This window comes from Minwuia sp., assembly GCF_048007105.1.
GTDB lineage: Bacteria > Pseudomonadota > Alphaproteobacteria > Minwuiales > Minwuiaceae > Minwuia.
On sequence record NZ_CP180352.1, the window covers coordinates 3296827 to 3321600 of the forward strand.

20 protein-coding genes, 1 tRNA gene and 2 pseudogenes are annotated in these 24774 nt (G+C 66.1%); 7 read left to right on the plus strand and 16 right to left on the minus strand.

Features of this window, described 5'->3' with window-relative positions; all coding sequences use genetic code 11:
* Positions 1–145 precede the first annotated feature (145 nt).
* From ACMVY4_RS15975 to tpiA, 11 genes and pseudogenes are all read right to left on the minus strand, one after another.
* Positions 146–4087, minus strand: coding sequence for a hypothetical protein (locus ACMVY4_RS15975; protein WP_416896994.1), 3942 nt, complete (start codon positions 4085–4087; stop codon positions 146–148).
* A 1-nt stretch (position 4088) separates the two neighbouring features.
* On the minus strand, positions 4089–5888 hold the full coding sequence (locus tag ACMVY4_RS15980) for an ATP-binding protein (protein ID WP_416900328.1): 1800 nt from the start codon (positions 5886–5888) through the stop codon (positions 4089–4091).
* 13 nt (positions 5889–5901) lie between these two features.
* Entirely contained in the window at positions 5902–6699 is a 798-nt protein-coding gene (locus ACMVY4_RS15985) for a hypothetical protein (protein ID WP_416896995.1), read from the minus strand.
* Between the two features lie 107 nt (positions 6700–6806).
* A complete protein-coding gene (locus tag ACMVY4_RS15990) occupies positions 6807–7115 on the minus strand; it encodes an SDR family oxidoreductase (RefSeq protein WP_416896996.1) in 309 nt (102 codons plus the stop codon).
* A pseudogene (locus tag ACMVY4_RS15995) lies at positions 7102–7551 on the minus strand (SDR family NAD(P)-dependent oxidoreductase); the annotation flags it as partial. The pseudogene ACMVY4_RS15995 and the gene ACMVY4_RS15990, both read right to left, overlap by 14 nt.
* Positions 7548–8702, minus strand: coding sequence for a CaiB/BaiF CoA transferase family protein (locus ACMVY4_RS16000; RefSeq protein WP_416896997.1), 1155 nt, complete (start codon positions 8700–8702; stop codon positions 7548–7550). The pseudogene ACMVY4_RS15995 and the gene ACMVY4_RS16000, both read right to left, overlap by 4 nt.
* Before the next feature lie 80 nt (positions 8703–8782).
* The gene (gene eno / locus ACMVY4_RS16005) at positions 8783–10057 is read right to left on the minus strand and encodes a phosphopyruvate hydratase (protein WP_416896998.1); all 1275 of its coding nucleotides are present in this window, start codon (positions 10055–10057) and stop codon (positions 8783–8785) included.
* A gap of 157 nt (positions 10058–10214) precedes the next feature.
* Entirely contained in the window at positions 10215–11039 is an 825-nt protein-coding gene (gene kdsA, locus ACMVY4_RS16010) for a 3-deoxy-8-phosphooctulonate synthase (RefSeq protein ID WP_416896999.1), read from the minus strand.
* A gap of 40 nt (positions 11040–11079) precedes the next feature.
* Positions 11080–12714 (minus strand): CTP synthase, encoded by a 1635-nt coding sequence (locus ACMVY4_RS16015; RefSeq protein ID WP_416897000.1) that lies wholly within the window; start codon positions 12712–12714, stop codon positions 11080–11082.
* Between the two features lie 81 nt (positions 12715–12795).
* Complete coding sequence (gene secG, locus ACMVY4_RS16020) at positions 12796–13125, minus strand: preprotein translocase subunit SecG (protein WP_416897001.1); 330 nt, start codon at positions 13123–13125, stop codon at positions 12796–12798.
* Between the two features lie 86 nt (positions 13126–13211).
* Complete coding sequence (gene tpiA / locus ACMVY4_RS16025; RefSeq protein WP_416897002.1) at positions 13212–13955, minus strand: triose-phosphate isomerase; 744 nt, start codon at positions 13953–13955, stop codon at positions 13212–13214.
* 133 nt (positions 13956–14088) lie between these two features.
* Between tpiA and ACMVY4_RS16030 the strand changes: the two genes are divergently transcribed.
* Positions 14089–15987, plus strand: a complete 1899-nt coding sequence (locus tag ACMVY4_RS16030; RefSeq protein WP_416897003.1) for a SurA N-terminal domain-containing protein — start codon at positions 14089–14091, stop codon at positions 15985–15987.
* A gap of 7 nt (positions 15988–15994) precedes the next feature.
* Positions 15995–17513 (plus strand): annotated as a pseudogene (gene trpE, locus ACMVY4_RS16035) (anthranilate synthase component I).
* 15 nt (positions 17514–17528) lie between these two features.
* On the opposite strand, the gene ACMVY4_RS16040 reads toward trpE, so the two are convergent.
* Both ACMVY4_RS16040 and ACMVY4_RS16045 read right to left on the minus strand, forming a co-directional pair.
* Positions 17529–18101: a hypothetical protein gene (locus ACMVY4_RS16040; RefSeq protein ID WP_416897004.1), complete on the minus strand. Its 573-nt coding sequence runs from the start codon at positions 18099–18101 to the stop codon at positions 17529–17531.
* Positions 18102–18111: 10 nt separating this feature from the next.
* Entirely contained in the window at positions 18112–18633 is a 522-nt protein-coding gene (locus ACMVY4_RS16045; RefSeq protein ID WP_416897005.1) for a response regulator, read from the minus strand.
* Between the two features lie 136 nt (positions 18634–18769).
* On the opposite strand from ACMVY4_RS16045, the gene ACMVY4_RS16050 reads away from it, so the two are divergent.
* Together ACMVY4_RS16050 and ACMVY4_RS16055 are read left to right on the plus strand one after the other, a co-directional pair.
* Positions 18770–18846 (plus strand) — tRNA-Arg (locus ACMVY4_RS16050).
* A gap of 204 nt (positions 18847–19050) precedes the next feature.
* Positions 19051–19461, plus strand: coding sequence for a hypothetical protein (locus ACMVY4_RS16055; RefSeq protein ID WP_416897006.1), 411 nt, complete (start codon positions 19051–19053; stop codon positions 19459–19461).
* A gap of 80 nt (positions 19462–19541) precedes the next feature.
* On the opposite strand, the gene ACMVY4_RS16060 is transcribed toward ACMVY4_RS16055, so the two are convergent.
* Positions 19542–20378, minus strand: coding sequence for a TauD/TfdA dioxygenase family protein (locus tag ACMVY4_RS16060; RefSeq protein WP_416897007.1), 837 nt, complete (start codon positions 20376–20378; stop codon positions 19542–19544).
* 2 nt (positions 20379–20380) lie between these two features.
* On the minus strand, positions 20381–21328 hold the full coding sequence (locus tag ACMVY4_RS16065; protein WP_416897008.1) for a TauD/TfdA dioxygenase family protein: 948 nt from the start codon (positions 21326–21328) through the stop codon (positions 20381–20383).
* A gap of 116 nt (positions 21329–21444) precedes the next feature.
* On the opposite strand from ACMVY4_RS16065, the gene ACMVY4_RS16070 reads away from it, so the two are divergent.
* From ACMVY4_RS16070 to ACMVY4_RS16080, 3 genes are all read left to right on the plus strand, one after another.
* Positions 21445–21732 (plus strand): hypothetical protein, encoded by a 288-nt coding sequence (locus ACMVY4_RS16070; RefSeq protein WP_416897009.1) that lies wholly within the window; start codon positions 21445–21447, stop codon positions 21730–21732.
* Positions 21733–21843: 111 nt separating this feature from the next.
* Positions 21844–22059, plus strand: coding sequence for an acetyl-CoA carboxylase biotin carboxyl carrier protein subunit (locus ACMVY4_RS16075; protein WP_416900329.1), 216 nt, complete (start codon positions 21844–21846; stop codon positions 22057–22059).
* Entirely contained in the window at positions 22056–23618 is a 1563-nt protein-coding gene (locus ACMVY4_RS16080) for a hypothetical protein (RefSeq protein ID WP_416897010.1), read from the plus strand. The genes ACMVY4_RS16075 and ACMVY4_RS16080 overlap by 4 nt, the downstream gene beginning before the upstream one ends.
* Positions 23619–23627: 9 nt before the next feature.
* Here the strand turns inward: ACMVY4_RS16080 and prfB are convergent.
* Positions 23628–24747, minus strand: a protein-coding gene (prfB, locus tag ACMVY4_RS16085; protein WP_416897011.1) for a peptide chain release factor 2 whose coding sequence is annotated in 2 segments (ribosomal slippage) — positions 23628–24677 and positions 24679–24747 — 1119 coding nt in all. Because the reading frame shifts where the segments join, the coding sequence is not laid out codon by codon here.
* Positions 24748–24774 lie beyond the last annotated feature (27 nt).

Consider the following 24774-nt stretch of genomic DNA (forward strand, 5'->3'; position numbering starts at 1 on the left):
TTGCGATCGACGAGCCGCCGGGCGAACAGACCCCGCTCGCCCCGGAGATAGCGCTTCATCTCGGCTTCCGGGACATTGCGGTCCAGGATCCGGTGCAGGTCCAGCGAGAGATCGCTCAGCCCTTCGGTCACATAGGCCGCCGAGGTCAGGAACCGTTTCTGACGCCCGGTCCGCGCATCTTCCTCGAGGCGGCGCGCGGCCTCGGCTGCTGCGGCGGCGGACTTCTCGATGCGGGCCGCATTCTCTTCGAGCGTTCGCGACGCCATGCCGACCTGCATCGTGGCCGCCTTGGCGGCGCTGGCCAGGGCTGTCGCCTGATCGGCCAATGCCTTGCGCCCGGCGGCGCCGGCGACTCCGCTTCCTCCGTAGCGGCGCGGAAGGCCTTCCGCTGCTCATCCAGGGCCGTAGTGGCGTCGGCCGAGAGCCGGGTCAGTTCCTCGCTGCTGTCGCGGGCTGCCCCGACTCCGTCGGCGACACGCGCGCTGGCCGCGGACATGGCGGACTGCAACGCCTCGGATGCGCCGTTGAGATCGGACAGCCGGTCATTGAAGTCCGCCGACATCCCCTGCAACCGTTCGAAGGCCGCCGCCATCGAAGCCTGGAAGCTCTCGGCATCCTGCGTTGCGGTATCCTGAACGCTGGCCAGACGCGCCTGCTCGCGTCCGATCGCCTCGCCCAGACGCCCGGCCGCGGCGTCGGCGGCCACCTCGGCCGCTTCCAGCGCCCGGTAGCGTTCGGCCAGCACGTCGTTGACGCTCCGCCCGTTGCGGTCGAGCGCCTCCAGCAACTGCTGCCCCTGGGCCAGCCGGTTGTCCAGCGATTGTCCGCTCTTCTCGAGGGAGGCCGCTGCCGCATTCTCGGCGCTGACGAAAGCCGAGAGACGCGCCCGCGCCTCCTCCAGTCCCGCATCGAGACGCGACAGGCCGCTCGACAGGGCTTCCGTCAGTTGCTGGTTCTCGTTGGCGAAACCTGTCCGTTCGTCCGTGAGGCGCTCCATCGACCGTATGGTCTGCCGCTCGATCCCTTCCAGCATCTCGGAGAGCGAGCGTCCGCTCTCGCTGAGCGCATCTGCCGAAGCCTGCAGTCTCCCCGTGCGGGGAATGGCTTCTTCGAGGGCCTGCACGGCTTCCTGCATCGCAGCGACTGCGGCCCGCGACGCCGCCGCGCCGGTCTCCGCCGATTGCCGGACTCCGTCGGCATTCTCCCGGAAGGCCGTGGCGGCGGCGCGGTCCTGTTCGCCGAGTTCCCGCATCCGGGCGGCGATCCGTTCGGCCCGTTCCTGCACGGCCTCCTCGCTCTCGGCGGTCTGGGCAGTCAGTCCGCGGGCGCGAAGCTCCAGTTCGTCGGCGGCGCCGCTCAACCGGCCGGCGCTCTCGCTGCCGGCCTCGCCAAGATCGCGGACACGGGCCGCGAGCATCTCGGCCGTCTCGCCGACATGCTCGCGCATCCGCTCCGCTTCACCCATCAGCCCGCCGGCGCTGACGATCAGCGTGTCCGCGGTGATCTGCGCCAGACCGGTCGCCTCGGTCACCCGCCGCGACATGCCGGAAAGCGTCTCGGCGAGTTGCCGGTCGGCGTTGCCGGCCTGCGCGCCGACATCGTCGATCAGACGGCCGATCCGCTGCCCGTGTTCGACCAGCGAACCGGCGGCTTCCGTCAGGGATTCAACCAGGTTCCCCGCCTGCACATCGACATCGCCGCCGCGCCGTTCCAGCAGCGTCACCGCTTCCGATGCCGCCGCCGCCAGGCCGGAGACTTCGGTGCCAAGCACGCCGGACGCGGTCCGGATATCGGTCACGACGGCAGAAAGGCGGATCTGACCCGACTCAGCCGCATCGGCGGCGCTTCGGGACGCCGCTCCGACATTGACCACCTGCTCCTCGAGCAGGGAGACCTGACCGGCAAGGTGCTCGGCGCCAGCCCTCGTCTCCGCCGTCAGTGCGGACATGCGCATTTCCAGTTCGGCCATCGCGCCGTCCAGACGGCCACCGGCCTCGTTGCCGGCAGCGACCAGCCGTTCACCCTGCACCGAGAGTCCGTCAGCAGCCTGCCGAGCAGCCTCGGTGGCTTCCGAGAGGCGGCCGGCCACATTGGCGAGACCCGCCGTCGTATCGCCGTCCAGTTGCGTCGAAAGCGCCTGCAACCGGTTGCCCAGCACTTCGAACCGTTCGACATCCCGGACCCAATCCTGCCGCAACTCGGCGACGCGGTCCTCGATACCGACGATATTCTCCAGCGCAGCGGATTCCGTTTCCGAAAGCCGCGACAGGGTCGTCTCTCCACGTTCGCCAAGCTGCTCCACCAGAGCGGAAAGGGTCCTGGCCCGGGCCGCCATGTCCCCGGCCAGCCCGTCGCCGCACTCGGACAGGCGCTGCAGCGACTCGTCGGCCGTGTCGCCGATACTGGCCAGCAATCCGCGAACCCGCTCCTCGATCGTTCTGAGACGGCCGGCTGTGCCTTCGGCGGACTCGTCCATGTCGCTGTTCAGGAGCGTCAGTTCGGCGATGCTGTTAGACAGCCGCTCGACCGAAGCCCGGCTACGGACCTCGCTTTCCTCACCCTGGCTGGAGACAAGCGCAATCTTGCGGTTCAGTTCGTCGGTGGCGGCCCGCAGTGACTCCATAACGCCGCCGAGACGTTCGCCCGACCGCTCCGCTGTCGCACCGGCGTGGGAGGCGATTTCGCGAATCCGCTCTTCCAGATCGCTGATCGCCTCCTGCGCCAGACCGCTCATCTGGCTCAGCGCGGCGCTCGTCTCGTCCCGAGCGCGGCCGGCGTTTTCCAGGCTCTGTTCGATCTGGCGGGCGCCGGCCTTCAGAGATACGCCGGCTTCCAGCATGGACGCCGTCGCGGCCTCGGCGCGATCAACGGTCTCCGAAATCGCCTCCCGTGATCCCTCTGTCGCCGCCTCGATCTGCTGGACCGCTTCGGCCAGACGGCTGACCGACTCCCCAAGCGCTTCGTCGGTCTCACCTGCGCTGACGTTCAGCGTGTCGAGCGATGCGGCCATCGCCGACAACCGCTGATCCAGCCGCTGTGCCGCGGTTTCGGACGACCGCGCAGCCCCGGCAGCCAGCTCACGCATCCGCTCCAGGCTGCGCGCCATCTCTTCCTGGCTGCCCGACAGCATTTCGCGCACCTCGGCTGAGGCCGCCCGGATCTGGCCTGCCGCCTTGTCGACGCCCCCGCCCGTCTGGACAGCCTGATCATTGGCGCGCACCAGTTCCTGCGAAAGGGCCTCGACCCGCGACTTCAGCTCGCGCGATGCGCCGTCGAGACGACGAACGGTCTGTTCGCTTTCCTCGCGCAGGCGCGCCATGGGCTGGTCGACCGCGGCACCGATCTCGTTCGCCCGGCGGGAGACGAGTTCGACAGTCTCTGACGCCGCGCGCGCCTTGGCCTCGAGCGACACGGCAATTTCCTCGGCGCGACGCGACGCGCTCTCGACCGCTTCGGTCAATCCACTGGCCTCGCCGCGGGCCAGCGTCCGGGTCTGTTCGCCCAGGCGGCCAAGCTCGTCGAGCAGTTCCCGCTGCCGTTCGCTCGCGCCCTGAATCAGGTTACCGATCTCGTCGGAGCGGCGGCGGGACTCTCCGCTCACTTCGCTCAGGCGTTCCGAGCCCTTCTCGATCCGATTGCCCAGTTCCTCGGTCCGCGCAAGGGCGTTCGAGAGTTCAGCTTCGAGCGTCTGGCTCATCCGCCGCAGCGCCGCGGCGCTGGCATTGAGCCGGGCTTCCGCTTCGTCGTTGGGACCGCTGACGTCCGAGAGCACCTGAAGCAGCGCCGCCCGGCTCTCGCGCACATCGGCACCGCGCCAGTAGACCAGCGCCGCCAGCCAGGCGACGCCCGGCGGCAGGAAGATGGCAAGGACGGTCAGTGCAACCTCATGGGGCAACATGACTGCGAGCGATCCGATCCCCGCATACCAGGCGAGATACCCGAGAGACAGAACGATCCAGAACAGGCTGAACACAAGCGCCACCGCGCCGGCGGCCTTGCGGAGCTGGGCCGTGCGATGTGCGGTTTCCGTCGCAATGTCGCTCCGTTCAGCACGCTCGGACGGTTCGCCGGTCCATTTCAGCAGCATCTCAGGCGTCCCCCTGATCATCCAGTTCAGCGGTCAGTTGCCGGCGCACGGCATCCGATTCCGCCTTCAACCTGTCGAATAGCACGTCCAGCGGCACGTCAGGGTCGCGGTTCTCCGGCGAAAAGCCTGCCGCCGCCTCGGCCAGTGCGGCGCAACCCATGTTGAGCGCCGCCCCCCTGATGGAATGGGCACGGGCCCGCCAGCCATCCTCGTCGCCCCTCTCGATGGCGTCGCGCATGTCGCCGATCCATCCAACGAGCTCTTCGCGCAGGCTGTTGGCCAGATCGCGCGCCGTATCGGCGCCAATGCGTTCAGTCAAAGGCCCCAGAACTGCTGCGGATGCCGCAACCGGAGCTTCCGCCGGCGCCATCGCAAGCTGTTCCAGGGCGCGCACCAACTTCTCCGCCTCCAGCGGTTTGCCCAGATAGGCGTTCATGCCGGCATCGAGACAACGCTGAACGAAGGCGTCGCCTGGATGGGCGGTCATCGCGACGATGGGAATCCTTGCTGCCGAGCCAGGCATCAGACGGATGGCACGGGTCGCTGCGAGCCCGTCCATCTCCGGCATCTCCACATCCATCAGCACCAGATCGTAGGGCAGCGCCCGAAGCGCCTGCAGCGCCTCCCGGCCGCTGCCCACCGCCACAGCCTCATGCCCGGCGATCTCGACTATGGAAACGGCCAGCTTCTGGTTCACCGGCACGTCATCGACGACCAGCACCCGCAGCCGGCCGCCTGTCTTCCCGGCCGCAGACGGTGCCTGGTCCGGCATGGTCGGATCCGCCTCGATGCCGGCCAGCGCCCGGTAGAAGACCATGCGGCGCAGCGGCAGCAGCAACTGCCGGTCGAAACGCTCGTTCGTCTCATCCTGCACCGAACGCATGGCGCCGACCGGCACCGCGAGCAGCCGGCGATCCACATGACGGCTCGCGTCCGCAAGCGCCCCGAAGAGATCCGGCGGGCTGTTCGTCAGCCGCCAGTCCTGCAGCACCACAACGGGCCCCTCGGCGCTCTCGGCAAGCCGGGTGATCTCCGCCGGTTCGCGCAAGCGCAAGGCTGTACCGCCCCAGTCCCGGACATAACGCTCGGCGACATCGGCCAGGGCCGGCTGCGCCGTGGCGATGATCACCGTGCAGCCGTCGAGCGGATCGATGCGCCGGAACTGTCTGGAAGCGCGCACCGGCAGGTCGACGATGAAGCGCGAGCCCTCCCCGACCCGGCTCTCGACATTGATCTCGCCGCCCATGGCCTCGGTAAGCCGGCGGGAGATGGCCAGACCCAGCCCCGTGCCGCCATAGCGCCGGGAGATACCGCCGGCCTGGCTGAACGGCCGGAACAGCCGAGGCAGTGTACTGGCGTCGATCCCGATGCCGCTGTCGGCCACCTCGATCCTGAGGACCGAGCGGCTGTGCGGCGCCAGGGTCACTGTCAGTTCAACCGAGCCCTCCTCGGTGAACTTGATCGCATTGGCGAGCAGATTGAGCAGGATCTGCCGGAGACGGCCGGCATCTGCGGTCATGATGTCGGGCACGTCCGGCGCAATGTAGCAGGTGAGTTCCACCCCTTTGGACTGCGCCCGTTCGGCCATCAGCCCGATCGCGCCCTCCACGGTCTGGCTGATATCGAAGGCGCTATCGTCGAGATCGATGCGGCCGGATTCCAGCTTGGTCAGATCTAGGATGTCGTTGATCAGGTTCAGCAGCGCATCCGCGGACTCCTTGACGATCTCGCCATAGGAACGCTGCTGCGCACTGAGCGGCGTGCCGAGCATCAGGTTGGTCATGCCGATGATCCCGTTCATCGGCGTCCTGAGCTCATGGCTGATCGTGGCGAGGAACTCCGACTTGGTCCGGTCCCCGACCTCGGCCGCCTGACGCGCCGTCTCCGCTGCGCGATGAGCGGCTTCCAGACGCTCGATCAGGTCGGTGTTCTCGAAGCGGAGGGCGAAGGATTCGCTGAACCGCCTGTGCAGGATTCGGAGCCATCCGAAGAGTCCCAGCAGGCCGGCCGGCACCGATGCCCGCCGTCATCAGTCCCAGCCGGTCGCCGGACAGGGCGAACTGCGCGATCAGCGGCAGCGCCGTCGGGATGGCCAGCGCCATGAAGGCCGGCGGATAGAGTGCGCGGTGCATGATCGCCGCGAACAGCGAACCGATGGTCAGCAGGGCCAGGAAAGCCTGATGCGCATACGACGACGGATCGAAATAGCCGGCCAGGGCCGGACCCCACACCAGTCCGACCAGAGCCGACAGCATGGCATAGCGAAGGCCCCATGCCTCGACGTCGCGCGGTGCGAGGTCCGCGGTCTCGAAGGCGCGGCGGAAGCGCATGCCCAGCCCGACGAAGGCAATGGTGCCGACGATCAGCAGGATGGTCGGCCAGAGCGGCGCGCGGTCGACGAAGACCATCACAAGCACCGCCGCCAGCACGAACGGGCTGGTCCGGAGTTGGCCCGATTCCCGGATCATTTCCGAGATCATTTCGGCGCGAATCCGGGTGTTCCGGTCGAGCGACGGCGAATCGGAATGTCCATCAGCGTCTCTCCGCGGCGCGACGTCGACGCTGTCGAAGACCGGTTCCCGGCGGTTTCCCGGCGCGTCGACGGTACTCATGGCGCGCGGCACCCTCCCGAAGTGTGACCTGCCCCTTTTCCCCGACCTTCAGACTGTCACGACTGGCGGCCTGCGGCAATGCAATGCGGCCCGGTGCGAGGCGGCGGTCACCAGGCCGTGTAGCCGCCGTCGACCACCATTTCGGAGCCGGTCACGAACCGGCTTTCCTCGGAAGCCAGATACACGACCGCATTGGCGATATCGTCCGGCTGCCCGAGATGACCGACAGGATGCCGGCTGGCAATGAGCTTCAGCAGTTCGTCGGAATTGGCACGGCGACGTACGCCCTCGATCACCATGGGCGTCTCGATGTAGCCTGGATGGATCGAGTTGACGCGGATGCCGACACCGGTCTGCGCCGACTTCGACGGCCGCATGCTTGGAAAACAGCCGGACAGCGCCCTTCGACGCGCCATAGGCGCTGGTTCCGATATTGCCCACGATCCCGAGAATGGACGAGATGTTGATCACCGAACCGCCCGGCTTCATGCGCCGGAAAGCCAGCCGTGTGCCGAGAAACACCGCATCCATGTTTACCGCCTGGACGCGCCGCCATTCCTCGAGGCTGGTGTCGGTCAGCGGCTGGTTCACGCCGATGCCGGCATTGTTGACGACGACGTCGAAGGCCCCGGCCGCGTCGGCGATTTCCTCCCAGCGGTCCTCGTCGCAGACATCCTGCTGAAAGGCGCGGGCCGCGTCGCCGATCTGCGCCGCCAGATCTTCCGGCGTCCCAAGATCGGTCAGGATCAGCTTCGCGCCCTCTTCGGCGCACCGAAGCGCCGAGGCCTTACCCAGCCCCGACGCCGCCCCCGTGATCCAGACCGTCTTGCCGGCGAGACGCCCGCCGCTCACAGCACCGCGCCGGACGACTTCAGGCTGTCGATCTCCGACTTTTCGAAGCCCCAGTCGGACAGCGCTTCGGCCGTGTCCTGCCCGGGATTCGGCGCCACCGTCGGCTTGCCATTCGGCGTGCGCGAGAAGCGCGGCGCCGCGTTCGGTTGGGTCACGCCATCGATGTCCACGAAGGTGTCGCGGGCGACGTTGTGCGCGTGCTTCGGCGCCTCGTCCATGTCCAGGATCGGCGCAAAGCATACATCGCTGCCTTCCATGATCTCGGTCCACTCGTCCCGGGTCTTCCGGCGGATCACGGCGGCCAGCTTCTCCTTGTATTCCGGCCACTTCTCCGGATTGAGCTGCTCGGGCATGTCGTCGGGCGACATGCCGGCCTTCTCGATCAGTTCGGCGTAGAACTTCTTCTCGATCGAACCGATAGAGACATACTTGCCGTCGCTGGTCTCGTAGACGCTGTAGAAATGCGCGCCGCCGTCCAGGAAGTTGGAGCCGCGCTTCTGCACGATCCGCCCGGCGGCCTTCATGCCATAGATGGCCGTCATCAGGTTGGACGCGCCGTCGATCATCGCCGCATCCACGACCTGGCCCTTGCCGGAGGTCTGCGCCTCGATGTAGGCAGCCAGGCAACCGAAGGCGAGGTAGAGCGCACCGCCACCGAAGTCGCCGACAAGATTCAGCGGCGGAACCGGCGCACGGCCCTTCTCGCCGATGGCGTGCAGCGCGCCGGTCAGCGCGATGTAGTTCATGTCATGCCCTGCGGCATGGGCGATCGGGCCGTCCTGGCCCCAGCCCGTCACGCGGCCGTAGACCAGCTTCGGATTGCGCTTCCAGCAGTCGTCCGGGCCGAGACCGAGACGCTCGGTCACGCCGGGGCGCATGCCCTCGATCAGGATATCGGCACCCTCGACCAGCTTAAGCACGGTCTCGACGCCTTCCTTCATCTTCAGATTGGCGGCGACCGACCGCTTGGAGCGGTTCAGCAGGTCCCACTTGTTGGATCCCCGGTCGATGCCGAGATCGGCCGCCGTCTGCCGGTCGATCCGGACGACATCGGCGCCCAGATCGCCGAAAAGCATGCCGCACATGGGCCCCGGGCCAATGCCCGCAAGCTCGACGACCTTCACACCGCTCAATGGTCCCTGACCACGCATTTTCCGCTCCTCCCCTGCGAAATCGAGTTCGCGAGAGATTGGCGGATTATGCGTGGTGGCTCAAGAACGCTGGACGCAGATCAGAACCGCAGAACCGAGCGGCCCGCGTAGAGCGCGTCCGGGCCCAGCATGTCCTCGATGCGGAGCAGCTGATTGTACTTCGCCGTGCGGTCGGAGCGCGCCAGCGATCCGGTCTTGATCTGACCGCAATTGGTGGCGACGGCCAGGTCGGCGATGGTCGAATCCTCGGTCTCACCGGAACGGTGAGACATGACGGCGGTATAGGCGGCATGGTGAGCCATCTCGACCGCTTCCAGCGTCTCGCTCAGGCTGCCGATCTGGTTGACCTTGACCAGGATCGAGTTGGCGACGTCGCGGGCAATCCCGTCAGCGAGGCGCGCCGGGTTTGTAACGAACAGGTCGTCGCCCACCAGTTGCACCTTCTCGCCGAGGCGTTCGGTCAGCTCGGCCCAGCCGGCCCAGTCGTCCTCGGCGCAGCCATCCTCGATGGAGATGATCGGATAGCGGCCGCAGAGATCGGCGTAGTAGTCGACCATGCCGCCGGCATCGAGGCTCTTGCCCTCGCCCTCCAGTTCGTACTTGCCGCCCTTGTAGAATTCGGTCGAGGCGGCATCGAGGGCCAGATAGACATTCTCGCCCGGAATGTATCCGGCTGCGGCAATCGAAGCCATAATGAAACCAAGGGCTTCATCGGAACTCCTCAGAGATGGCGCGAATCCGCCCTCGTCGCCGACATTGGTGTTGTGGCCGGCATCCGACAGCCGCTTCTTCAGCGCGTGGAAGATCTCGGCGCCGCAGCGCAGCGCTTCGGAGAAGCTGTCCGCGCCGACCGGCATGATCATGAATTCCTGGATGTCGATCGGGTTGTCCGCGTGCGCGCCGCCATTGAGGATGTTCATCATCGGCACCGGCAGGGTGCGCGCCGAGACGCCGCCGACATAGCGGAACAGCGGCAGGCCGACCGCGTCCGCCGCCGCCTTGGCCGAGGCCAGGCTGACGCCCAGGATCGCGTTCGCGCCGAGGCGGCCCTTGTTCGGCGTCCCGTCCAGTTCGATCAGCATGCGGTCGATGGCCAGCTGATCGCCGGCATCCATGCCGGAAAGCGTCGAGAAGATCTCGCCATTGACCGCTTCGACCGCCCGCTGCACGCCCTTGCCGCCGTAACGGTCGTCCTTGTCGCGCAGCTCGACGGCCTCGTAGGAGCCGGTCGATGCCCCGGACGGCACTGCCGCGCGCCCGAAACCGCCGCTTTCGAGATGCACATCCACCTCGACGGTCGGATTGCCCCGGCTGTCCAGTATTTCACGGCCCACGATATCGACGATTGCGGTCATCCGTTTCCCCTGATCTTGGCTTGAAGCGGTCTGTTCGGCGGGTCAGCGCGCATGGCGCGGCCCCTTCACGTAAACCAGCGCGACGCGAATGACAAAGGCGATCATCGGCACTTGGGCAAAGCGCCACACCTTATCCGGCGCCGGGGCGCGACTGCCGTCAGTTGGCGGGCAGCGACTTGGTGAGCTCGTCGTAGCGTTTCAGCGTCACGACGAGCGCTTCCAGTTCGTCGAGCGGTACCATGTTTGGCCCGTCGGACGGCGCGTTGTCCGGATCCTGATGGGTTTCCATGAAGATCGCGGCCACGCCGACCGCTGCTGCCGCCCGCGCGAGATAAGGCACGAAGGTCCGGTCGCCGCCCGAACTGCCGCCCTTGCCGCCGGGCTGCTGCACCGAATGGGTGGCGTCGAAGACCACGGGACAGCCGGTGTCCTTCGCCATGATCGGCAGGCCGCGGAAATCAGTGACCAGCGTGTTGTAGCCGAAGCTCGCGCCGCGCTCGCAGACCGAGACATTGCCATTGCCGGTCGAGCGGATCTTGTCGACCACGTTCTTCATGTCCCAGGGCGCAAGAAACTGGCCCTTCTTCACATTGATGGCCGCGCCCGTTGCGCCGGCCGCGAGCAGCAGGTCGGTCTGGCGGCACAGGAAGGCCGGAATCTGGAGCACGTCCACCGATTTCGCGACGGCGGCGCACTGTTCTTCGGTGTGGATATCCGTGAGCACGGGCAGCCCGGTTTCTGCGCGGACTTCCTCGAACACGGCCAGCGACTTCTCCAGTCCCAGACCGCGCTTGCCGCCGAGACTGGTGCGGTTGGCCTTGTCGAAGCTGGACTTGTAGATCATCGGCACGCCGGTGCGCTCGCCGATCTCCGCGATGGCGCCGGCCATCATCAGCGCGTGGTCGCGGCTCTCCATCTGGCACGGACCGGCGATGACGACGAGGGGCAGATCGTTGCCCATCTCGACGGAACCGGCGGTCATGCGGCCTGTCTTCACGGTCTTGGCTGTATCGGGCATCGGATCAGACCAGTCGCGACTGTTTCACGGCCGCCTCGATGAAGGAGGCGAACAGTGGATGTGGCTCGAACGGGCGGGATTTCAATTCGGGATGGAACTGCACGCCGACGAACCAGGGGTGATCCTCCAGCTCGACGATCTCAGGCAGACGGCCATCCGGTGACATGCCCGAGAAGGTCAGCCCGTGCCGCTCCAGCACGTCGCGGTAGTTGATGTTGACCTCGTAGCGGTGCCGGTGCCGCTCGGTGATTGACCCGTTGTCGTAGATCTCTGCCACCCTCGAGCCCGGTTTCAGCTCGCAGGGATAGCGGCCCAGCCGCAGCGTGCCGCCCATGTCGTCGCGGCCTGTCCGGCGCGCCCTCTCGCCGCTCGTGGTCTCCCACTCGGTCATCAGGCCGACGACGGGATCCGGGCATTCGCCGAACTCCGTCGAGCTCGCGCCGTTCAGCCCGGCCAGGCTGCGCGCGGCCTCCACGACGGCCATCTGCATGCCGAAGCAGATGCCGAAATACGGGACATTGCGCAGACGCGCGAACTGCGCCGCGCGGATCTTGCCCTCCGAGCCGCGCTCGCCGAACCCGCCCGGCACCAGGATGGCGTGAACGTCCTCCAGGCGGTGCAACGCGTTCTCATCGCTTTCGAACAGCTCCGAATCCAGCCACTCGACATCGACGCGCACATTGTTGGCGATACCGCCGTGACGGAGCGCCTCGGCGAGCGACTTGTAGGCGTCCGGCAGGCCGACATACTTGCCGACGATCCCGACCTTGACCGCGCCCTCGGGGCTGCCGATCCGTTCGCCGATGATCCGCCAGCGCTCGAGGTCCGGCTCGTCGGAGGAGTCCAGCCGGAAATGCGCCAGCACCTCGTTGTCCAGCCCCTGGGCATGGAAGACGATGGGCGCGTTGTAGATGTTGTCGATATCCGGCGCCTGGATCACGGCCTCCGGGCGCACGTTGCAGAACAGCGCGATCTTCCGGCGCTCGCCCTCGGGGATGCCGGACTCGCAGCGGCAGACCAGCATCTCGGGCTGGATGCCGATGGAGCGCAGTTCCTTCACCGAATGCTGTGTCGGCTTGGTCTTCAGTTCGCCGGCCGCCTTGATGTAGGGCACCAGCGTCAAGTGCACGAACATGGCGCGGTCGCTGGCGAGTTCCTGGCCCAACTGCCGGATCGCCTCCAGAAACGGCAGGCTCTCGATATCGCCGACCGTGCCGCCGATCTCCACCAGCACGAAGTCGTGGCCTTCGGTGCCGGCCTGGATGAACTCCTTGATGGCGTCGGTGATGTGCGGGATGACCTGCACCGTCGCGCCGAGGTAGTCGCCGCGGCGCTCGCGCTCGATCACGGTCTGGTAGATGCGGCCGGTGGTGACGTTGTCGGCCTGGGCGCTGTCGACGCCGGTGAAGCGCTCGTAGTGGCCAAGGTCCAGATCGGTCTCGGCCCCGTCTTCGGTGACATAGACCTCACCATGCTGGTACGGGCTCATCGTGCCGGGATCGACATTGATGTAGGGGTCCAGCTTCCGGAGCCGCACCTTGTAACCGCGCGCCTGCAACAGCGCCCCGAGCGAGGCGGAAGCGAGACCCTTTCCCAAAGAGGAAACCACGCCGCCGGTGATGAAAATGAACCGCGTCATGGACCTTCCTTCTAGTGGATAACGCGCGCGTGACAAAGCGCCGATCCGAGGATCGGCACGCAACGCCGTCAGTTCAGTGAGTTAGTCCGACTGCGGAACGGTCGGAACGGAAGGCAGAGCCGGGTCCGCAGGCTGCTGCTGCACCGGCTGATCGAGAATCGAACCCGAATCGCGGTCCCCGCCGACCAGGATCGCGAGCGCGATCGACGTGCCGAAAAACGCCGCCGCCAGCACCGCGGTAGAGCGGGTCAGAAGGTTGGCCGTACCCCGCCCCGACATGATGCCGCCCATGCCGCCCCCACCGCCGCCGCCACCGATTCCGAGGGCGCCGCCTTCGGAACGCTGCATCAGGATGACGCCGATCAGCGCGAGAGCGATGAGCACGTGAATGACGAGGATGATCGTAACCATGGGCTGGGCGGTTCCGGTCTGTTCGGGAATGGACGCGCGCTTCTAACCAATTTGGGGCGCGGTGGAAAGGGTTCAAACCGGAAGTGTCAGACCACCGCGGACGCGATGCCGAGAAAATCGGCCGCCTTCAGGCTGGCGCCACCGACCAGCGCGCCGTCGACGCCGCCGATCCCCAGAATCTCCTTCGCGTTGCCGGGCTTCACCGAACCGCCGTAGAGGATCTGCAGATCGTCCGCGGACACCGCCTCTCCGGCAACGGCACGGATATGGGCATGCGCCGCCTCGATGTCCTCCAGCGAGGGCGTCAGCCCGGTGCCTATGGCCCAGACGGGCTCGTAGGCGATTACCGTGTTCATGGCCGTCGCGCCTTCCGGCAACGAACCGCGGATCTGCCGGGCAAGAACGGCATTGGTGAAGCCGGACTTCCTTTCGGATTCGGTCTCGCCAATGCAGACGATGGCGACCAGGCCGGCGCGCAGCACGGCTTCGGCCTTCGCCTTCACGACAGCGTCGGTCTCGCCATGATCGGTGCGGCGCTCGGAATGGCCGACGATGACATGGCTGCACCAGCCGTCCGCAGCCATCTCGGCCGAGATGTCGCCGGTATGCGCGCCGCTGGCGGCAGCATGGCAGTCCTGCGCGCCGACGGCGACGCGTCCATCCAGACCGGACTTCGCCAAGGCGCCCTTCAGCGGGTGGATCAGCACGGACGGCGGGCAGACCAGCAGATCGGCGGCGCCCGCCGTCTCGATGCCTTCGGCCATCGCGTCGGCAAACTCCCGGACGGCAGCCAGGGACCCGTTCATTTTCCAGTTGCCGGCAATCAGCATGCGCTCACTCTCCCCTTGCGTTCGCGGCCCGCTGCATAGCGCGGAAAAACTGCGCCGTCACGCTGTTGCGGCGATGCGCGCCGATGACTAATGTCCGCCAGCCCCGCAGCCGACGAGGAGAAAATTCGCCGCCATGATGCACAAAGCCCAGAAAGGCATGGCCAAGTGGGTCGTGCGCATCCTGCTCGGCCTTCTGATCCTGAGTTTCGCCATGTGGGGCATCGCCGACTACGCGACCGGCCCGACCAACCCGCCCGTCGCCACGGTCGGCGACCGGGAAATCCTCAGCAGCGCCTTCATCGACGAGGCGCAGCGGCGCATCCGTATCGTCGGCCAGCAGCAAAACCGCGCCATCGACACCGAGACCGCCATTGCAGCCGGCCTCTACGCCCAGAGCCTGAGCGCGATGATCGACCGCAACGCCCTGCTCGACAAGGCCGACTCCTGGAACCTCGGCGTCTCCGACGACACCGTGGCGGAAAACATCCGCAACGACCCCACATTCCAGGGTCCGGCAGGCAACTTCGACCGCGTGCGTTTCGACCAGATCATGCGCAATGCCGGCTTCTCCGAGGCCCAGTACATCGCCAACCTGCGCCAGGACCTGATCAACCGGCAGATCGAGGACAGCCTCACCGCCGGCCTGGAAGCCGGTCAGGAGCACATGGCCCGCGCCATTCTCGCCTACCAGCTGGAAGCCCGGGACGTGACCTTCATCGAAATCGGCAATGACACCCTCGCCGATGCCGCCGTGCCGACCGAGGATCAGTTGAAGGCGTATCACGAGGAGAACGCCGCGCAGTTCTCGACGCCGGAGCGGCGCAGCGCCCGCGTCCTGCTGGTTCGACCGGCCGACCTAACGGCCAACATCATCATCGACGAGCAGCCGATCCAGACCGCCTACCAGAACCGCATTGCGCAATACACCACGCCGGCCTCACGCCAGATTTCGCAGGCGATCTTCCAGGACGAGGCAGCCGCCGCCGCCGCGTTGGCCCGCGTCAACGAGGGCGTGACCTTCCAGGCCGTCATCGAGGAAACCACAGGCGCACCGCCCGTCGACCTCGGCACAGTGACGCCGGACGACCTGCCCGGTCCCGTCGGCGAAGCCGCCTTCGCGGCCGACCCGGGCGGCATTGCCGGTCCGGTGCAGAGCGCCTTTGGCTGGCATCTGATCCAGATCGGTGAAGCTACGCCGGAAACCATCCGGCCGCTGGAAGAGGTGCGCGAGGAGATCGTCCGCGACCTGAAGCTGGAAGAAGCCCAGGAGCAGATGATCGAGATCGCCAACCGGATCGAGGATGAGCTGGCCGGTGGGGGACGCGTACCCGATGTCGCCGCCGCGATCGAGATGCAGCCCCTGACCCTGACGGCGGTTTCGCGCGACGGAGAGGCGGCCGACGGTTCGAAGCCGGCCGAGGACCTGCCCCCCGCCGTTCTCGAGCTGCTGTTCGGCACGCAGCCGGGCGACGAACTTCACGGACAGGAACTCGACAACGGCACCGTCGTACTGGTCGAGACAATGGCCGTCGAGGAACCGGCGGTGCGTCCCCTGACCGAGGTTCGCGATGCGGTCGCCGCGGCCTGGAAGGCCGATCAGCTGGCCGATCTGGCCGCTGCCGAGCGGGAGAAACTCATGCAGCGCCTCGAAGGCGGCGAGACCCTCGAGGCGCTGGCCGCCGATCTGGGCGTCGAGCCCGTCACCGAGACCGGGATCACCCGCCGGAGCGGCGCGCCGGCACTGGGCGGTCCGGCCCGCGAACAGACATTCGGGACTGCGGCCGGCGGCCATGCCGGCGGCGCCTCGCCTTCCGGGGCCAGCCAGCTTCTGGTGCGAATTGATGCCCTGAAGCCTGCCGAGATCGGCACGGACGACCCGCAGATCGACGGACTGTCGGAGACCATCGGCGCCGCCTTCTCCGAAGACGTCAGGTCCCGCTATCTGGAGGCGCTTCGGGAAGAAGCCGGCGTCTCGATCAACCAGTCGGCCTACCGCAACGCGGTGGACCCGAACGGCATCTACCTGAACTGAGACGGCCATGAGTTTCACGCCCGATTCCGGCGCCTTCCAGGCCCGCTACGATGCCGGCGAAGGGCAGGTCGTCCACACCGAGATCGTCGCCGATCTGGAAACGCCGGTCTCCGCCTTCATGAAGCTGACCGACGGCCGGCCCAACTGCTTCCTGCTGGAATCGGTCGAGGGCGGCGCAATCCGCGGCCGCTACTCCTTCATCGGCATGAAGCCGGACCTGATCTGGCGCGCGCACGGCAACCGCGCCGAAATCAACCGCTCGGCCCGCTTCGATCCGGATGCCTTCGAGCCCTGCGCCGAGCCGACGCTGGAGAGCTTCCGGCAGCTGCTGGCCGAGATCCACATCGATCTGCCCCAGGAGCTGCCGCCGATGTCGGCCGGCCTGTTCGGCTACATGGCCTATGACATGGTCAAGTTGATGGAGCGGCTGCCGTCTGGCAACCGCGACGCCCTGGGCGTGCCGGACGCCCTGTTCGTGCCGGCCGACGGTGATCGCGATCTTCGATTCGGTCCGCGACATGGTCACCATCGTCACCCCGGTCTGGCCGGAGCCCGGCGTCAGCGCCCGACAGGCCTACGCCCGCGCCTGCGAGCGGCTGGCCGACAGCGTCGCGGATTTCGACCGCGCCCTGCCCCACAACCGCACCGCGCCGGAAGATGTCGGCGAACTGCCGAAGGCGACCTCGAACACGACAAAGGACGAGTATCACCGGATGGTGGAGAAGGCGAAGGAGTACATCCGCGCCGGCGACATCTTCCAGATCGTGCCGTCCCAGCGCTTCGAGGTGCCGTTTGCGCTGCCGCCGCTGGCGCTTTACCGCGCGCTGCGCCGGACCAATCCCTCGCCCTTCATGTATTTCCTCGATTTCGACGGCTTCTCCGTCGTCGGATCGAGCCCCGAGATCCTGGTCCGGGTGCGCGACGGGAAGATCACGCTGCGGCCGCTCGCCGGCACCCGCCCGCGCGGCGCGAATTCGGCCGAGGACGCTTCGCTGGCCGAGGACCTGCTATCGGATCCCAAGGAGTTGGCCGAGCACCTGATGCTGCTCGATCTCGGCCGCAACGATGTGGGGCGCGTCTCGAAGATCGGTTCCGTCAAGGTCACCGAGAAGTTCGTCATCGAGCGCTACAGCCATGTCATGCACATCGTATCGAACGTCGAGGGCGAACTGGACGGCAAGCACGACGCGCTTGATGCGCTGATCGGCGGTTTCCCGGCCGGCACCGTGTCCGGCGCGCCGAAAGTCCGGGCGATGGAAATCATCGAGGAACTGGAGAAGGACAAGCGCCATCTCTACGCCGGCGGCATCGGCTACTTCTCGGCGGGTGGCGCGATGGACACAGCCATCGTGCTCCGCACGGCCGTGGTCAAAGATGGCGTGATGCATGTCCAGGCCGGCGGCGGCGTCGTCGCCGACAGCGATCCGGAAGCCGAGTATCAGGAGACGGTGAACAAGGCGAAGGCCCTGATGCGGGCCGCCGAGGAAGCGGTGCGCTTCGCCAGCCGGAGCGGCAATCTGCGCTGACCGGCAGGCGATGGTTCAGCCGGCCGCGGCGGCTTTCTTCTTCTTCTCGTACGCTGCGCGCTTGCGGGCCTGATCCTGACGCAGGATCGCGTCTGGATCCGGGAAAATATCGATCAGCGACGCGAGATGCTCCGCGAGCCTGTTGACCTCTGCCGAGTTGCTGCCGTCGAAACCGTCACGATAGGCAAGCTTCAGCGCGTCCATGTGGGTGGCAAGCGCGCTGCGGTGCGTCCGTCCCGCATGGCGCATCCGGGACAAGAGCTCGCAAAAGCTGTCGGCGACGACGGACAGCGCCTGCTTCTCGAACATGCCGCTGATGTCGCGCAGCGCCGAAGCGTGCTGGTAGGCGACGTCGATCTGCGCGTCCTGCGCCGCCGCATCCGCTGCGATGAGATCCTGGACCGCGAGGTTCAGCGCCTCGAAATCGCGCTTCAGCCACTGGTCGCTCTTCTTCGCCAGCTTGGCCACCGCGGATTCGGCGCGCCCGAGCGCGGCGCCGCGGGAAATCGGCGCCGGACCCGCCGCTTCTTCCACGAAGCGGGTCGGCACCTTCTCGATCTTCACACCGGCCTTGCTCTTGTCGTTCATCATTCCGCCCTCACCCCGCCGCCGCGGCCTTCTTCGGCATCTCGTCGCTGCGGCGGTCCTCGTGCTCCACGTCCTCCAGCTTCACCCGGCGATCAGGTCCGCAATAGCCCCTGGAGCTGACAAAGGCCCGGGGCTGATGCGCCACCCAGGACAGCCGGTCGTAGAGCGCCGAGACGCTGTAGGGCTTGGCAAGCAGCATGTTGGCGCCGCAATCGCGGACCCGCTGGAGGTCGATCAGCCGCGTATGGCTGCAGGTCATGATGACGGGGATATAGCGCGCGGGATGATCGCGGTCGGCCCGGAGATCCCGGACCAACTGGGCCCCCTGCCCCTTGCCGAGGTTGAAGTCGCAGAACAGGAAGTCGACCGGATCCGCCTTCAGGCAGGCGGATGCCGTCTCCGGAGTGCTGAGCTGGATCACGTCGCGCGCACCGATCGCCAACAGGATGTCGCCCATCAGCTTGCGGCTGCCGTCATGCGGATCGGCAATCAGGAATGTGATGTTCTCGAGATTGATGTCCCGTTGGGCCATGTCTGTCACCGGATCGAACTGGAACCAGGCCCAATCTAGCCGCGACAGGTTAATCAAAATGAAACGGCCGCCTGCTGGCATCCGCATGCAGGACGCGGTTCCGAAACGCCGCCACTGCTGGTATAGGCAACCGCACGGCCCCTTAGCTCAGCCGGATAGAGCGACAAATTCCTAATCTGTAGGTCGCAGGTTCGAGTCCTGCAGGGGTCGCCACCCAACTCATTTAAAGTGCCCCGAAAACCAGCAGGCTACCCGTCGCCGATGACGCGGACTTCCAGGAATTTGCAAACCGGTTGTCAACGACCAGGTCGATTATGGTGACAGTTGTTCGGGTATCTCGTCGCATCCGACTGCTAGGGGTTGTCCGGGAATTATTCAGTTTCCTACGTTGCTCAGTCGTAATAGTGGGAGATACCTATGAGAACCGCATTGATGGCGCTGACGTTACTGTGCGCCCTGGTCGGCTGCTCAACCGCTTCTATGGATGCGGCCATGTCAACGTGGAAAGGACAATCATTGGATGCCGCGGTAGCACAGTGGGGCTACCCTGATTCTGAAAGCGAGATCGCCGGTCGGCATCTTTATCTCTGGGGACACACCACAACCGTCGCCTTGCCGACGACATCAACTTCGACTGCACTAGTGAACGGGCAGCTGGTTACAGTGGAGACACAGAAGACGACGCCTGTCTCCTCACAATGCACACGGATCTTGGAAGTCAACGAAAACGATACAATCGTCGGCTACGACTATCGAGGCGACTGCTGCGTCATGACCATTGCCGGGTGGTGTTCAACTATTGCAAGAAGGTCCGAGGGGGCCGAATAATCCCCAGCACTTCATGTCGGCATATTCTTCACCAGCGCGCAGATGCAAAAGCACCAACATTCCCTTTCGGACGAATAACACTATGCCGGCTTGTCACCCTTCAGGGTGATGCGGTGCATGATGCGCCGGAAGCCATGATAGTCGTTGACCGGATTGTGCTGGGCGCAGCGGTTGTCCCAGAAGGCCAGCGATCCCGGTTGCCAGACGAAGCGGCAGGTGAATTCCGGCCGGATCTGGTGCTGGTAGAGATATTTCAGGATCGGTTCGCTCTCGGCTTCCGTCATGCCGTCGAAACGGACGGTGTGGGCCGTGTTCACGAACAGCGCCTTGCGTCCGGTCTCGGGATGGGTCCGGACGGCCGGGTGAAAGGACAGATACTCCTTCCCCGCCTCCGCGGTGCCGGATGAACTGATCCGGTCCTCGCGGGTCTTGGAGACGTCGGCCTTGGCCGAGCTGTGCACCGCCGTCAGCCCGTCGAGCAGCTTGCGGAAGGTCTCGGAGAGGCTCTCGTAGGCCAGATACTGATTGGCGAACAGCGTATCGCCGCCATAGGGCGGCAGTTCACGCGCCAGCAGCATGGACCCCATGGGCGGTTCCTGCAGGTAGACCGTGTCGGAGTGCCAGATGCCGCCGAAATTGGTCTTCTCGTGCTCCAGCTTGGCGACCTCGATGATCTGCGGGCATGCGTCGATGCCCTTCACGAACGGGTATTCCACCGGTTCGCCGAAGGCCTCGGCGAAAGCCAGGAACTGTGGCGCTTCCAGCGACTGGTCCCGGAAGAAGATGACGAGATGATCCAGCAGCGCCTGCCGGACCGCCGCCGCCATGCCGGTATCGAGCCCCTTCGACAGGTCGACGCCGTGGATCTCGGCGCCCAGCGCGCCTGCGACGGGGCGTATGTCCAGATTGCTGCTCATGATCAGACCGGCAGGAAGTCGCCCTTGCGGCGACGGTCGACATGGCCGCCATAGATCCACTCCGACGGTGCGGGCTGCCGCGCCGGATCGAAGTACGGACGGTCGCCGATGACCGTCGCGCGCTCCATGCGGCGGACGGCCGGCCAGTAGTCCGACACCGCGTAGTGCTGGCAGGCGCGGTTGTCCCAGAAGGCGATGGAATTGTCGCGCCAGCTAAAACGGACCTGGTATTCCGGCGTCGCCGCCTGCGCGTAGAGATACTCCAGCAGCTTCGCGCCTTCCTCCGGCTCCATGCCCACGATGCGGGTGGTGAAGGCGCCGTTGACGTAGATCCCGCGTCGGCCGGTCTCGGGATGCGTGCGCACGACCGGATGCTCCGGGTTCGGGTACTGCTCGATGAACGCCTCGATCCGTTCGGCAGATACGCCGCGGGCCTTCATCAATGTCCGGAACCCGGCGAAATCATGGATTGCGACCTTGCCGTCGATCTTTTCCTTGATGGCGTCGGGCAGACCGTCATAGGCCGCGTACATGTCGGCGAACAGCGTGTCGCCGCCGATCTCCGGGGCCTCGATGCAGCGCAGGATCGAACCCAGCGAGGGCTCCTGGCGCCAGGTGACGTCGGAATGCCAGCGATTCTCCCGGCCCGGCCGATCGGCGTCGTGGGTGATCGGCAGGATCTCCGGGAATTCCGGATGCTTCGGCGCGAAGGGATGCACCTCCAGTTCGCCGAAGTTTCTCGCGAATGCGACATGCTCAGCCGTCGTGATGTCCTGGTCCCGGAAGAACACGACCTTCCACGCCAGCAACGCGGCGCGGATGGCGTCACGGTCCGCCGCGCTCAAGGCGTTTCCAAGGTCGATTCCCGAGATTTCGGCGCCGATGGTCCGGGTCAGCGGCCTGACGATGATCTCCGATGCCTCCGGCGCTCGGATTTCGGCTTGCTGCATGTCTTCCTCCCCTGTTGGGCGCATCATAAAGGTCGAAAGGCAGGGTTTCATCTGCCATTGGACGCGGGCCGACTATATGCTCGGCGCAAATCACGACAGCGACCGACAGGACCGACATGACCAGCGATATCGATGTGACAGATGCCCAGATTGCCGGACTGCTGCTTGGTGTGGCCGCGCTGATGGGCGAGTTGCGGCGCAAGGGGCTGATGGACGAGCAGGAGATCGACGGCGCGCTGGCCCGGGTCGGCGACGACGTCCGGAACTCGAAACTGGCCAGGGCGACGCCCGAGGATCGCCTCGTCGCCGCCACGCTGGCGCCGCTGGAGCAGTTGAGACGGATGAACCGTTTACTGGATGACAAGACGGGCGATTTTCCTGGCTGGATCGGCGATGACGGCTGACCGTGTGGTTCCCGTCACGGTTGCGGCCCGGACACCTGATAACCTTGTTGAAATGTTTGCTCGGTCTACTAGTCTCGCGCGCGGTGCTTCTGGGAGGGCGGAAATTTGGCGGTGATTGACATCAAGTCTGAGATCGCGGGGAAAGTCTGGATGATCGAGGCCGAGACCGGTCAGGACGTCGAGGAAGACGACGCCGTCATCATTCTGGAATCCATGAAGATGGAGATCCCGGTGCCCGCGCCGAAGGACGGCAAGATCACGGAGATTCTGGTGCAGAAGGACGACGCTGTCGCCGAAGGACAGACGGTCGCCCGAATGGAGACGTGAAGGACGTCGTCCGCACATTCGGGCTGACGGTTGCCTCGGCGCTGGCAACGCTGCCGGCGCTGCTTTTCGGCACGACCCATGCGGACGACGAACTGGCGTGGAGCCGCGCTGCCATCACGCCGCCGGGCGAATGGATCCGCGCCGAGAGCGACTACCCGCAGAAGCTCTCCATTCATGCGCGCTACACCATCGAACGCTACAAGCAGGAACCCTTCCCGCTGGCGCTGGTCGTGGCGCCGGACGGTGGATACGCCACCTACTGGCGGTGCAGCGACGCCCATTGCAGCCTGGACGATCAGGTCTACGTCCAGAAGGCCCTGAAGGCCTGCCGCGAACGCGCCCATATCGGCGAATGCCTGGTCCACTCGATCCGCCACAAGCAGGTCTGGCCGGTGCCCGTCGTCTACGAAGCCGACATCCGGGCCCGGCTGATCACGCCTTGGCACCATCAGAAGTTCGGCCCGGAGCAGGCCAAGGGCGCCATCGTGCATGTTCCGGGGTTCGCCGGTCACAGATTCCCGACCGCGATGGACCATCCGTTGACGCCGTTCCACCTCAGCCAGCTGAACAAGGAAGGCTATGACACCTTCCGGCTCAACATCGCCCACTACGACTACAGCCGGACCGACCGGCCGGAACTGAACCGCACACTCAAGTCGACAGTCCGTCAGCTCCGCCGCGAGGGCTACCGCAAGGTCTTTCTGAACGGGCAGTCGCGCGGCGCGTGGGAGATCCTGGCGGCCAGCAGCGAAGATCTCGGCATCGACGGCGCGATGCTCTTCGTACCCGCCGCCCACGGCCGTGCCGAGAGCTGGGACGGCAGCCCGAGCCGGCGTTTCCGTCAGAGCGCGCAGGATTTCAGGCAGTTGATCGCCGCCGCAGGCCGTGAGCGGTTCCTGTTCGCATTTTTCCGCGGCGACGAATACGACCCCGGCGGGCGCGCGGAGACGCTGATGCAGATCCGCGCCAACGATATCGGATCGAAGATCGCGGTGCTCGACGGACCGGACAACCTCGCCGGACACGGCGCGGCCGGCCGCATCGCCTTCTACCGACAGTACGGCACGTGCCTGAGCCGGTTCCTTGAGGGCGAGGAGGTCGATTTCGACACCTGCCGAACCCCGTTCGCACTGAACGACGAGCTCGACGCCTCGACCGAAGCGCACATACTCGAGCTCGGCGGCATGCGCCTGAAGGGCAAGGAACTCGATCTCTACATGGACAATCGCGCCGTCTTTCCCGCGATCGGCACGCCGGGCTGGTGGGGCTTCCATGCGCGGACCGACGGCTCGATCCTGCAGTGGTTCCCCGGCCGCTATCTGACCGGCAACACCCTCGAATCCCACTGGCGCATCGACGGCGACGCCTTCTGCATCATCGATTCACCACGCCAGAACAGCAATTTCTACTGCTACGACGTCTACCGCATGCCCGACGGCAAGGTCGGGCTTGTCGCGCCCGACGGCCTGGCCGTGATCGCCCGGACGGAGACCAGCAACCCGACGCTCGGGCTCAGCTTCCAGCCGGGAGACTGGGAAGGCAAGCTGGACGGCGGCTGACCGCCGTTCCTACGCCTCGGCCTCTTCGCCGCCACCCACACGGTGCGCCAGCGCCGCTTCCATGAACCGGTCCAGATCGCCGTTCAGCACGCCTTGGGTGTCTGCCGTCTCCTCGTTCGTGCGCAGATCCTTCACCATCTGGTACGGATGCAGCACGTAGGAGCGGATCTGGTGACCCCAGCCGATATCGCCCTTGGCATCGTGCATCGCCTGCTTCTCGGCGTCCCGCTTCTGCAGTTCCAGCTCGTAGAGGCGCGCCTTCAGCATGCTCATCGCCGCGGCCCGATTCTTGTGCTGGCTGCGGTCGTTCTGGCACTGGACCACGATCCCGGTCGGCTGATGCGTGATGCGCACGGCGGAGTCGGTCCGGTTGACGTGCTGACCGCCCGCGCCTGACGCGCGGTAGGTGTCGACGCGCAAGTCCTTCTCCTCGATCTCGACCTCGATATCGTCATCGATGACCGGATAGGCGCCGACCGAGGCGAAGCTGGTGTGCCGCCGGTTCTGCGAATCGAAGGGCGAGATGCGGACCAGCCGGTGCACGCCGCTCTCCGACTTGAGCCAGCCGAAGGCGTTGGGGCCGGTCACCCGGATCGTGGCCGACTTGATGCCGGCCTCGTCGCCGGCGCTCTCCTCGATCCATTCGACCTTGTAGCGGTGCGCCTCGGCCCAGCGGACATACATCCTGAGCAGCATCTCGGCCCAGTCCTGGCTCTCGGTGCCGCCGGCCCCGGCATGGACCTCGAGATAGCTGTCATTGGGGTCGGCCTCGCCCGAAAGCAGCGCCTCGAGTTCACGCTTGGCGACCGCCTCCTTCAGCCGTGCGAGCCCGCCTTCGGCTTCCCTGACCACATCGTCGTCGCCTTCCTCCTCGCCCAGGGCGATGAGTTCGTTGGCGTCGTCCAGTTCCTGTTCCATCGACCGCTGGGTCTCGATCGACTGTTCCAGACCCGTGCGTTCGCGCATCAGCTTCTGTGCGCGTTCCGGGTCGTCCCAGAGATCGGGAGCTTCGGCGAGGGCGTTCAGTTCATCGAGACGGCGGAGGGCTGCATCCCAGTCAAAGACGCCTCCTCAGCAGTTCCAGCGACTGCTTGATTTCCTGGATCAGATTCTCGGTCTCGGCGCGCATGGCGGACAAGGCCTCCATTTCTTGGGC